This window comes from Paenibacillus sp. AR247 (assembly GCF_002968895.1).
Taxonomy (GTDB): domain Bacteria; phylum Bacillota; class Bacilli; order Paenibacillales; family Paenibacillaceae; genus Paenibacillus_AQ; species Paenibacillus_AQ favisporus.
This window is the reverse complement of sequence record NZ_PCZT01000002.1, coordinates 493,390-505,088: the sequence shown is the minus strand read 5'-3', so window position 1 is coordinate 505,088 and position 11,699 is coordinate 493,390. Positions and strand designations below refer to the sequence as shown.

General features: G+C 57.0%; 9 protein-coding genes and 1 pseudogene. 7 read left to right on the top strand and 3 right to left on the bottom strand.

Features of this window, described 5'->3' with window-relative positions; genetic code table 11:
- The 5 genes and pseudogenes from xylA to CPT76_RS02845 form a co-directional block, all read left to right on the top strand.
- Window positions 1-958: xylose isomerase (gene xylA, locus CPT76_RS02860; protein ID WP_105441862.1), on the top strand; the 958-nt coding region annotated here is incomplete at its 5' end.
- Between the two features lie 171 nt (window positions 959-1,129).
- Window positions 1,130-2,626 (top strand): xylulokinase, encoded by a 1,497-nt coding sequence (gene xylB, locus CPT76_RS02855; RefSeq protein WP_105441861.1) that lies wholly within the window; start codon window positions 1,130-1,132, stop codon window positions 2,624-2,626.
- Window positions 2,627-3,091: 465 nt separating this feature from the next.
- Window positions 3,092-5,171: pseudogene (locus CPT76_RS02850) on the top strand (glycoside hydrolase family 95 protein); the annotation flags it as partial.
- A gap of 87 nt (window positions 5,172-5,258) precedes the next feature.
- Entirely contained in the window at window positions 5,259-5,534 is a 276-nt protein-coding gene (locus CPT76_RS41840) for a glycoside hydrolase family 95-like protein (RefSeq protein WP_374954594.1), read from the top strand.
- 219 nt (window positions 5,535-5,753) lie between these two features.
- A complete protein-coding gene (locus tag CPT76_RS02845) occupies window positions 5,754-7,787 on the top strand; it encodes a beta-galactosidase (protein WP_105441860.1) in 2,034 nt (677 codons plus the stop codon).
- A 92-nt stretch (window positions 7,788-7,879) separates the two neighbouring features.
- On the opposite strand, the gene CPT76_RS02840 is transcribed toward CPT76_RS02845, so the two are convergent.
- The 3 genes from CPT76_RS02840 to CPT76_RS02830 form a co-directional block, all read right to left on the bottom strand.
- Window positions 7,880-8,524 carry a LuxR C-terminal-related transcriptional regulator gene (locus CPT76_RS02840; protein ID WP_105441859.1) on the bottom strand — a complete coding sequence of 215 codons (645 nt, stop codon included), beginning with the start codon at window positions 8,522-8,524 and terminating at the stop codon, window positions 7,880-7,882.
- 8 nt (window positions 8,525-8,532) lie between these two features.
- Window positions 8,533-9,450: a sensor histidine kinase gene (locus CPT76_RS02835; protein ID WP_181152671.1), complete on the bottom strand. Its 918-nt coding sequence runs from the start codon at window positions 9,448-9,450 to the stop codon at window positions 8,533-8,535.
- A gap of 333 nt (window positions 9,451-9,783) precedes the next feature.
- On the bottom strand, window positions 9,784-10,236 hold the full coding sequence (locus CPT76_RS02830; RefSeq protein WP_181152670.1) for a CcdC protein domain-containing protein: 453 nt from the start codon (window positions 10,234-10,236) through the stop codon (window positions 9,784-9,786).
- A 600-nt stretch (window positions 10,237-10,836) separates the two neighbouring features.
- Between CPT76_RS02830 and CPT76_RS02825 the strand changes: the two genes are divergently transcribed.
- A complete protein-coding gene (locus tag CPT76_RS02825; RefSeq protein ID WP_105441856.1) occupies window positions 10,837-11,247 on the top strand; it encodes an ATP-binding cassette domain-containing protein in 411 nt (136 codons plus the stop codon).
- Window positions 11,225-11,699 (top strand): ATP-binding cassette domain-containing protein (locus CPT76_RS36980; RefSeq protein ID WP_181152668.1); only part of this gene is annotated, 475 nt, incomplete at its 3' end. The genes CPT76_RS02825 and CPT76_RS36980, both read left to right, overlap by 23 nt.

Genomic DNA, 11,699 nt, shown 5'->3' with positions numbered 1-11,699 from the left:
CGTCGATCTGATCAGCCAAGGCATGAAGACCTCCGGCAAGAAGCTGCTGTGGAACACGGCCAATATGTTCACAAACCCACGCTTCATGCACGGTGCCGGATCGACCTGCAACGCGGATGTGTATGCCCATGCTGCAGCCCAAGTCAAAAAAGGCCTCGAAGTAGGTAAACAGCTCGGTGCGGAAAACTACGTATTCTGGGGCGGACGCGAAGGGTATGAAACCCTGTTGAATACGGACCTCAAGCTTGAAATGGACAACATGGCCCGCCTCTTCCATATGGCCGTTGATTATGCGAAGGAAATCGGCTTTGACGCCCAATTCCTGATCGAACCAAAACCGAAGGAGCCGACGAAGCATCAGTACGACTTTGACGCGGCGACGACGATTTCGTTCCTGCAAAAATACGATCTCGACAAGCACTTCAAGCTGAACCTGGAAGCTAACCATGCAACCCTGGCCGGACATACGTTCGAGCACGAGCTTCGCGTGGCACGCATTAACGGTATGCTCGGATCCCTGGACGCCAACCAAGGCGACATGCTGCTCGGCTGGGATACGGACGAGTTCCCGCTGAACATTTATGATTCCACGCTTACGCTGTATGAAGTGCTGAAGAACGACGGTCTCGGCAAAGGCGGCATCAACTTCGACGCGAAAGTACGCCGTCAGTCGTTCGAGCCGGAAGATCTGTTCCTGGCGCATATCGCAGGTATGGATACTTACGCAAAAGGCTTGAAAGTAGCCGCTAAGCTAATCGAAGACCGCGTGTTCGACGACTTCATCGACAAGCGCTACGCCAGCTTCAAGGAAGGCATCGGCGCAGACGTCGTATCCGGCAAAGCGACCCTGGCTTCCCTGGCCGAGTATGCGCTGAACAATGAAAATCCGCGCCGCAACGAGTCCAGCCGCCAAGAGCTGCTGAAAGCTCAGTTGAACCAGTACATCCTGGCTGAGTAGTAGCACCGTCAGGTCAGCTGGTTACAAGACCGATCATGAAATCTCTTTGAAATGCAACGAAGGTTGCCTGAAGAAAGCTTCTTCGGGCAGCCTTTTTTTGAACCGGATTTCCATGCGGAACATCCTTGGTTAGTCGTTGATGTCCATTCGATCCATACAGGAGGAAAAAGTATGAAATACGTTATTGGTGTTGATTTGGGAACAAGCGCCGTCAAGACGGTACTGGTGAATCCCCAGGGAGAGGTCGTGCACGAGCACTCTGAAGCTTACCCGCTGAGCAGACCTGAGCCGGGCTGGAGCGAGCAGAATCCGGAGGATTGGGTGGACAAGACGCTGGTCAGTCTCCGCAGACTGATGGAAAAGTCGGGTGCCGACCCGCAGGAGGTAGAGGGCCTAAGTTTCTCCGGCCAAATGCACGGCCTCGTGCTGGTGAATGCGGAAGGCAAGGTGCTGCGTCCGGCCATTCTTTGGAACGACACGCGCACGACAGCGCAGTGCCGCAAGATCGAGAACACGCTGGAATCGAAGCTTCTCGGTATTGCCAAAAACCGCGCCCTGGAAGGCTTTACGCTGCCTAAAATTTTGTGGGTGCAGGAGAACGAACCGGACATTCTGTCCCAAGCCAGCTTGTTCCTGCTGCCGAAGGATTACGTGAGATACCGGCTCACCGGCGAATATGCGATGGATTACTCCGACGCCGCGGGCACGCTGCTGCTGGATGTCTCGGGCAAAATGTGGAGCCAGGACATTGCCGCAGCATTTGATCTGCCGCTGTCGCTTTGCCCGCCGCTCGTGGAATCCTTCGATCAAACGGGTACGCTGCTGCCTGACATCGCCGAGGCGTCCGGCCTGCTGGCGTCGACCAAGGTCTTCGCAGGCGGAGCGGACAATGCTTGCGGCGCCATCGGTGCGGGAATTTTGCAGGAAGGGCAAACCATGTGCAGTATCGGCACATCTGGCGTCGTCCTCTCTTTTGAGAGCCGCAAGGATCTGGACGTCGACGGCAAGCTGCATTTCTTTAATCACAGCGAAAAGGACGCGTACTATGTCATGGGCGTTACACTTGCGGCCGGTCACAGCCTGACCTGGTTTAAGGAAACGTTCGCCAAGGAAAAAAGCTTCGATGAGCTGCTTGAAGGCATCGGGTCTATTCCTGCGGGCAGCAGCGGCTTGCTGTTCACACCGTACATTTCCGGGGAACGAACCCCGCATCCGGACGCGGATATCCGCGGAAGCTTTATCGGCATGGACTCCGGCCACACGCTTTCCCATTTTGCCAGAGCGGTGCTTGAAGGCATTACGTTCTCGCTGCGGGAATCGATCGACATCGTACGCGAATCCGGCAAAGAGATCCATGAGGTCGTGGCCATTGGCGGCGGTGCGCGGAACGAAACGTGGCTGCAGATGCAGGCCGATATTTTCAACGCGACGATCATCAAGCTCGAAAGCGAGCAGGGCCCGGCTATGGGAGCGGCAATGCTGGCTGCATACGGCTGCGGCTGGTTCCCGTCGCTGACGGAATGTGCGAAGGCGTTCATCCGCCCGGCCAAAACGTACGCGCCGAACACGGAGCGGGCCGAATTGTACAGCGGCTTGTTCAGCCTGTATCAGGAAGTATACAGCCAAACCCGCGAGCTGAACCGCAAGCTGGTTCCTTACCGGAACTAGGCAGCCGGTGCCTCCCTTGCCCGGAAGAGATGCGGAAAGCCTTGCTTAATGTCTAATTTAGACATGATTTTTTATCGAATTTTCGGGGTACTGCAATCGCTTTCAGAACTTTAGAATAAGGTTAGATCTCAGTACCTTGCCTATATGGCGGACAACTAGCGGGGAATACCCAAAACTGCGGACCGTAAGGCTCTGTTCGGCTTTGGCGTGTGCTGCCAATAACGTTTTGAAGATCATTCATTTAAAATATCTGAAAAGCAAACAGGGCGGGAAGTCTGATCCAATACATCGGGCTTCCCGTAATTTCTTAAGAGATCAGAAAGTATAAGCTTCGGAGCTTCTGCTTCCTGATCTCGCAAGAAAAACCTCCTCTAGAAGCGGTCCGTCTTCTTTGAAGGTACGTCGATAGACGTTTTTCCTTTGGCAGCCTGTTTACGAAAATCACGCACGATTCGGCGGTCGGTCATGCAAGGTGCTGGACGAAACAACCGTTCATCGCGGATAAAGGGAGAGATAAGCGTGGAGCAAAGCAGCAAACGCGCCGTCAATAAAAGGATGTGGTACCGCAAGCCGGCCTCCGTGTGGGAGGAAGCGCTGCCGATCGGAAACGGACGGCTGGGAGGCATGGTGTTCGGCGGGGCGGGAGAAGAGAAAATTCAATTGAACGAGGACACGCTGTGGTCCGGATTTCCCCGGGACACGGTTAATTATAATGCCCTGCGGCATCTAGAGCCGGCCAAGGCGTGGGTCGCCGAGGGCCGATATGCCGAAGCAGAGGCGCTGATCGAAGCCGGGATGCTGGGACGACGCACGGAATCTTACCAGCCGCTCGGCGATTTGCATTTTGCGTTTGGCCGCATGGATCAAATTACCGATTACGAGCGGGAGCTGGATTTGGAGCATGCGGTCGCATCGGTTTCTTTTCAAACCGGCGGGGTGCGCGTCATCCGCGAAGCCTTTGCGAGTCGGCCAGATGAGGTTATCGTCGTCCATTTCCGGGCGGAGCCCGCAGAGGGCGGGGATTCGGCCGGGAAGGCGAAACTGCCGGAATTGTCGGCATGGCTCACCTCTCCGCATCTCAGCGATGTGAGCGCAGAGCCGGCGGCATTGGTCCTGTCGGGGCAAGCTCCGTCGCATGTCGCGGACAATTATTTGGGGGATCATCCTCAGTCTGTTCTCTATGAAGAAGGACTGGGGCTCCGGTTTGCAGCCGTGCTGACGGTGCGGACCGACGGAGAGGTGCAGACGGAAGAAGGGCGGCTGCGGATCGAAAAAGCGAGCACGGTCACCTTTGTGCTGGCTGCGGCGACCGATTTCGCAGGCTTTGACGTCATGCCGGGCGCATCCGGCATCGATCCGGTACGCTTGTGCCGGGAACATGCCGACGCGGCGGACAGTGATTATCTGCATCTGAAACAGCGGCATTTGGATGATTACCGCGCGCTGTTTGGCCGGGTGGACCTGCAGGTGGGGCTGAGCCCACAGCTGCCGCAGGCTGAAGCGGAAATGCCGACGGACGAGCGCCTGCAGCTGTATCGCCAAGGAGGAATCGATCTGGCCCTCGAAACGCTGCTGTTCCATTATGGACGCTATTTAATGATTGCCGGTTCGCGTCCGGGTACGCAGGCGCTGAATCTGCAGGGCATTTGGAATCCGCACAAGCAGCCGCCTTGGAACAGCAATTATACGACGAACATTAATGCCGAAATGAACTATTGGCCGGCCGAGGTGTGCGGTCTGGGAGAATGCCATGAGCCGCTCTTCGACCTGATCCGGGAACTGAGCGTCACCAGCAGCCGGACCGCGGCGATCCATTACGGTGCAAGAGGCTGGACGGCTCATCACAACACCGATTTGTGGCGGATGTCGACGCCTTCGGATGGGCGGGCCATGTGGGCGTTCTGGCCGATGGGCGGCGTGTGGCTGTCCAGACATCTGTGGGAACGGTATGCGTTCCGGCCGGATGCGGCCTACCTGCAGGAGGTGGCGTATCCACTGATGAAAGGAGCCGCCTTGTTCTGCTTGGACTGGCTTGTCCAGCTTCCCGACGGACGATGGACGACGGGTCTCTCGACTTCACCGGAGAACGTCTTCCTGACCGAATCGGGAGAGCCTTGCAGCACGGCTGCCGGATCGGCGATGGATATGGCCCTCATTGACGAGCTGTTCGGACACTGCATCAATGCAGCTGAAGTGCTTTGGATTGATGAGGATTTCCGGCAGGAGCTGTCTTCAAAACGGGAGCAGCTGGCCCATCCCGGCATTGGGCCGGATGGGCGGATGCGGGAGTGGGAGTGCGATTTCGGCGAGAATGAGCCGGGGCATCGCCATGTATCCCATCTGTACGGAGTGTGAGAATACGCCGGAGCTGATGCAAGCCGCCTCCTTGTCGCTGAAGAAGCGGATTGAGGCGGGAAGCGGGCACACGGGCTGGAGTGCGGCCTGGATCTTTAACTTGTACGCGCGGCTTAAGGAGCCGGCGAACGTGTACCGCTCTATCCGGCGGATTCTCAGCGACTCCAGCCTGCCGAACTTGTTCGGCAACCACCCGCCGTTTCAGATTGACGGCAATTTCGGTTATGCGGCCGGCGTTGCGGAAGCGCTGCTGCAAAGCCACCAGGGCGAAATCCGGATGCTGCCGGCTCTGCCGGAAGCCTGGAACGAAGGGGAAGCCAAAGGACTGCGGGCGCGAGGCGGCTTCGTGGTGGACATGAAGTGGAGCGCCGGAACGATCAAGGAAGCAGGAATAACCTCCACGCATGGCGGGACCTGCCGGATCGCGGACCATTCCCTGTACCGGGTGCAGGGACCAGATGGGCAGGAGCTACCGGCTGACGGATTTATTACGGCAGCAGGCGAAATATACCGCATTACACCACGGGACAAGGAAAAGGTATCGGTGAGTTGAAGCTGAGGCTGAAATGAAAGCTAAGGAAGCCGAAGGAAGCGGAAAGATAACCTAAGAAAACCGAAGAAAGCCGAAAAACCGAAGAAAACCGTGGTAACGTTTCCGGTACAAGAAGCCGGTGAAGACATTTTATTTGTTACGGGCTAAGAGTTACAGGCTAAAGTCACGGGCCAAGGTTACGGGGTATCGGCGATTCAACAAGAGAAAGGAAGTGGGTACGTGATTAACGATAAACTGCCTAAGATTTGGTACGGCGGAGATTATAACCCTGAGCAGTGGGGACCGGAAGAATGGAAAGAGGACCAGCGGATGTTCAAGCTGGCCGGGATCGACGTGGCGACGATCAACGTCTTTTCCTGGGCGCTAAACCAGCCTGACGAGGATACTTACGATTTCGGGTGGCTCGACGAAACGATGGACCGTCTGCACAAGAACGGCGTTGGCATCGTACTGGCGACGAGTACCGGGGCGCATCCGGCCTGGATGGCCAAGCGGCATCCGGATGTGACCCGCGTCGATTTTTACGGACGGAAAAGAAAGTTCGGCGGAAGACATAACTCCTGCCCGAACAGCCCGACTTACCGCAAATACTCCCGCTTGATGGCGGGCAAGCTCGCCGAGCGCTACAAGGATCATCCGGCGCTGCTGCTTTGGCACGTATCCAATGAATACGGCGGTTTTTGTTACTGCGACAACTGTGCCGCCGAATTCCGCGTCTGGCTGCAAAAACGTTACGGCACCCTTGATGCCGTCAACGAAGCATGGAATACCCGATTCTGGGGCCACACCTTTTATGACTGGGACGAAATCGTGCTTCCGGACGGGCTGAGCGAGGAAGGCGAAGGCAACGTCAGCGCGTTCCAGGGCATTTCCCTGGATTACCGCCGGTTTATGTCCGATAGTCTGCTGGAATGCTACAACATCGAGGCGGAAGCGATCCGCGGGCATTCGAAGGACGTGCCGATCACGACCAACCTGATGGGGACGTTCCCGCTGCTCAACTACTTCGACTGGGCGAAGCATATGGACATCGTCTCGTGGGATAACTATCCGTCTCTGACGACGCCGGTCAGTGAAACCGCCATGACGCATGACTTGATGCGCGGCCTGAAGCACGGGGCGCCGTTCATGCTGATGGAGCAGACGCCGAGCCAGCAGAACTGGCAGGCGTACAACTCGCTCAAGCGTCCCGGCGTGATGCGCCTGTGGAGCTATCAGGCCGTTGCCCGCGGCGCGGATACGGTGATGTTCTTCCAAATGCGGCGCTCCAAGGGCGCCTGCGAGAAGTTCCACGGTGCCGTCATTGAGCATTCCGGTCATGAGAATACGCGGGTATTCCGTGAGGTGGCACAGCTCGGGGAGGAGCTGGGCCGTCTTGGGGACACGCTGCTGGATGCTGTGACGGAAGCTAAGGTTGGCATCGTGTACGACTGGGAAAACCGGTGGGCCATGGAGCTCTCGAGCGGCCCGACCGTTGAGCTGAATTATGTGCGCGAGGTGCATAAGTTTTACGACGCCCTCTTCAAGCAGGGCATCGAGGCGGACATGATCAGCGCCCAAGCCGACTTCAGCAAGTACGACATCGTGATCGCGCCGGTTATGTATATGGTCAAGCCGGGCTTTGCCGAGAAGTCGGAGGCGTTCACCGCTGCCGGCGGCACGTTTATTACGACGTTCTTCAGCGGCATCGTGAACGAGACCGATCTCGTGACCCTCGGCGGATATCCGGGCGAGCTCCGCAAGCTGCTCGGCATCTGGGCGGAGGAAATCGACGCACTGCCGCTCGGACAGTACAATGAAATCGTCATGAAGCAGCCGTACGGCAAGCTTGCAGGCAGCTATAAATGCGAGATGCTGTTTGATCTCATCCATGCCGAAGGCGCGGAAGTGCTGGCCGAGTATGGCTCGGACTTCTACAAAGGCATGCCTGCGCTCACGGTGAACCGCTTTGGTGAAGGCAAAGCGTACTATGTGGCGACCAGCGCGGACAGCGACTTCATGGAACGTTTTCTCGGGGCCGTCTGCGCCGAGAAAGGCGTTCAGCCGCTGGTGCCGGAGCTTCCGGCCGGCGTAGAGGTTGCCCGCCGCGTGAAAGATGGACGCTCGTTCCTGTTCGTGCTGAACCATAACGCGGAGAGTGCGACGGTTCGCACGGGGGACGTCAAACGCCGGGACCTTCTCAGCGGCGTAACCGTAGACGGAGCGGCCGAGGTGCCGGGACGCGGCGTCCTGATTCTGGAGGAAGCAGAGTAAAGACAAGGTATCGCGGCTAAAATACGTTCCATTCCAATACAAGCAGGCTTTGCGGGATTTCCCGGCAAAGCCTGCTTTTTTGTAAGGGCAATTTATTGCACCCATTGATTGCGTATGGCCAGCACGACGGCCTGGGTGCGGTCCTCGGCGCCGATTTTTTGCAGGACGCGGTGCACGTGGGTTTTGACTGTGCTTTCGCTGATGTGGAGCTTGGCGGCGATATCTTCGTTTTTCAGGCCGTAAGCCATTTCCTGCAGCACTTCCAGCTCACGGTCAGTCAGCGGGTCCGGCAGGGACAGCCGCATGTCCTGCCGGTCCTGAAACGATTCCGTCTGGCGCAGCGCCTCCGAAATCATCCGGGCCGCGGCTCCCGTCCGGTAGATGGCTTCGCCGCGGCTCGCCGCCCTGATGGAATGGAGCAGCTCCTCCGGCGCCGCATCCTTCAGCAAATAGCCGACGGCTCCGGCCCGAATGCCTTCGTACACGTATTCCTCGAGATCGAAGGTGGTGAGGATGATGACTTTGCACTCTGGCAGCTGCCGCCGGAGCTCCCGTGTCGCCTCGATCCTCAGGGCGATATGCGGCCGCGTTCGGAGCGCAAGGTTTACGGCTTCGCGGCCGTCGCCCGCCTCCCCGCACCATTCCATGTCCGGCTGCGCCTTAATAATAAACCCGATGCCGTGCCGGATCAGGGGCTGGTCATCCGCGATGATGGTGCGGATACGTTCTGGATCCATATTAGCATTCATTCCCCTCTGTTATTGGGTGTTACTGTGGAAAACGGCAGGCTTGCGGTAATCTCCAGGCCATGGGGAGCGAGGGAGGTGACCGTCAGGCGTCCGCCGGCTTTTGCACATCGCTCCCGCATGGTGGTCAGTCCGAATCCCGGCTGGATTGGACCTTGCGCCACGCCGTTATCCCGGATGGTCAAGACCAGGCCTTCCTTGTTACCTATAAGCCGGACCTCAGCTTGGGTGGCCTGGGCATGGCGCATCATGTTGGTCAGTGCCTCCTGAAGGATGCGGTAAAGGACGTACAGCTGCTCCGGGGCGATGGTGCCGGGGATATCCATGGTAAAGGCCACCGGAATCCCGCTTCGCTCGCTGAAGGTGTCCGCCAGCTTCCTGAGCTCCTTCTGCCCTTCGCCAGGCCGGACAAGCCCCATTTCGTGAACGACTGTTCTGACGTCCTGAAGGCATCCGCGGGCCACATCCGTCACTTGCCTGAGCGTTGAGCGGGCTTCGTCCGGCGCCGCTTCGATCATATACGGCAGCGCCTGCAGCTGCACGATCACGGAGGTCAGGCCGTGACCGATGCTGTCATGGATATCGGCTGCGATCCGGCTGCGCTCCTCCAGTACCGCATAGCGCAGAGCCTGCTCGGAAGTCTCCTCCAGCTCTTCGTGAGCTTGGCGCAGGCTACGGTAAGCCGCCTCCAGCTCCTGATGAGCGGACGTCAGCTCCTGCAGATGCGTTTCTTTCATCGTTCGGGTCGTTCTGCGCAGCCTGCCGGCCAAAAATAGAAGATAGACCGCCGCGAGAATCAGGCATTGGGTCATCACTGCTTCCAAAGTCTGATGCTGATCCAGCAGGATCCACGCTGCGGCAACTATATTTAGAACGGTATATGAGGCCGAGTACGATGCCGGCAGCCGGTAGCTCACCCATCCCAGCAGAAAAAAGACGATAATATATAAGCTGCCGTCAAGTCCCAGGATGACCCCAATGGAAGAGATACCAAGCAAGGCACACAGGGGATAAGGNGANCGCCGNGGTAACNCGGAGCATGCAGGCATAGCGCGGCCAACGTCAACAGCACGCCGGGAACGAACGCGCGGGGCTCACCGTACATGCCGTTCTGAATCGCGGAATACACGATCAACAAACTCAGCAGCGCCCTTCTGGCCGGATTGGAAGACAGTATTGTTCGTTCATCGTTGCCTGTTTCCATAGCAGGTCTCCTTTAGCTGGCACATTGACGCCGGTGATTCAGGTCTTTATGCCCGTTGTCCCATCATCGCCTGATATCTCCGGTAAATGACGTACCGGCGTGCGCAGATAGAACCGAGCGGCATGAACATCAGCGCATTGGCGATGTGATAGAAGGCGTGCGACTGCCCCCAGGACTGCGCAAGCACCCGCAAAACCAGCACGGCGAGAAACAGCAGGATGCTGGCAATGGAACCCTGCACGGTAACCTGGCCGTCCGTTCCCATGCGCATTTTTTCCATTTTACCCCGGATGATACCTGTTGCCAAACCGGCAGCGGCAAACACGGCGAACAGCACGACTTCAACCGGACCTACCGATGCCCACGGGATGGATGAAAGGGTCATTCCTCCCCATAACAAGGGAACGATCCACATGCTGGAAGGGCGGAAGGTTCTTTCCCTTGCGGTAAGCCAAATGACAAGCAGGATGATAATAATATAAGTTGAGTATTGATCCATCGCTAACACCTCATTCATTTTTCGTGATGAGTCCAGCATACCAAGGAGGACCGGCCGCGTAATCGAACCGTGCGGTGATTTTCTTTCGGCCGATGTACACCCGGAGATGTACATGACTGTGGACGAAAAGGTTTGGGCTTTTCTTTTTCCGATAATTTTGTTAAAATGGCAGCAAGCATTTCATCCTGAAGAAAACGAGGTAACCACACAGCCGATGGATAAACGTGACTGATCTCTCTAATCTGCAAACCAACTTAATGTTGAAACCATGCAGTTTCTGCGCCTGCCGCAGGGAAGAGAATCGTTATGTCTATTTTCAGAGACTGGATACCTCGCCGATGGATACGGATAATGCTTTTTTGTGCGTTTTTGACGTGTTCACGGGGTAATGTCGTGCCCGGATCATCATGTTCGGGGCGATATTTCGAACGGGTAAACCCTTTTTTGACATAGACAATGATAACGAATTTCCTGCCGTAGGCGATGCTGCCTGCGGCTTTTTTGATTCGTGAAATGGATCAGAGGCCGGGGCTGGACTGAAACGGCTGGTTTGTCTGAAACGACGGAAATTCAAATTTATGTTTTAAAGGGTGATGCTTAATGTTGAATATCGTAAAAACGAAACATATAGCCAAAGAATTTAAAGGGAAGACCGTTTTTGAAAATATTGACCTGGAAATCTATGAAGGCGAGAGGCTGGCGCTGTTCGGCGTTAACGGCGCGGGGAAGACGACGCTGCTGCAGATTCTGACCGGGCAGCTGGAGCCGGACCGGGGCACCGTGGAACGCGGAATCCCGCTGGAGCAGTGGGGATATATGACGCAGACGTCGGAAGAGTTGATGCATCTGACCGCATTGGATGCGGCGGGGCGCGAAAGCGGCGAGCTGTGGCAGATCAAGCGCCGGCTGAAGGAGCTGGAGCAGGCGATGGCGACGGGCGAAGTCGGTCCTGAGCTCCTGGAGGAATACGGCCTGCGGCTCGAGCAGTATGAGACTCAGCGGCGGTTTTGACTGGGAGACGGGGCTGGAGAAGCATTTGACCATGCTCCACATTGGTCCCGAGCTGTGGAAGGTTCCTTTTGCCGATCTGAGCGGCGGCCAGAAAACCAGGGTCAGGCTGGCGGCACTGCTGGTCAAAAGGCCGGAGGTGCTGCTCCTTGACGAACCGACCAACCATCTGGACGAGGAGAGCATGAACTGGCTGGAGGATTGGCTTCGTCACTACGAAGGCACCGTCATTGTCGTTTCCCATGACAGGACCTTTTTGGACCGGGTGGTGACAGGAGTCTGCGAACTGACCGAGAGCGGGCTGAAAAAATATAAGGGCGGCTACTCCGATTACCGGCGGGAAAAGGACCGCGAACTTCGGGAGCAGGAGGCGCTCTATAAGAAGCAGAAGCAAGCCCGGGAAGCGTTGGAGGAATCGATCCGCAAATATCAGGAATGGTTCCACCAGGCCGAGA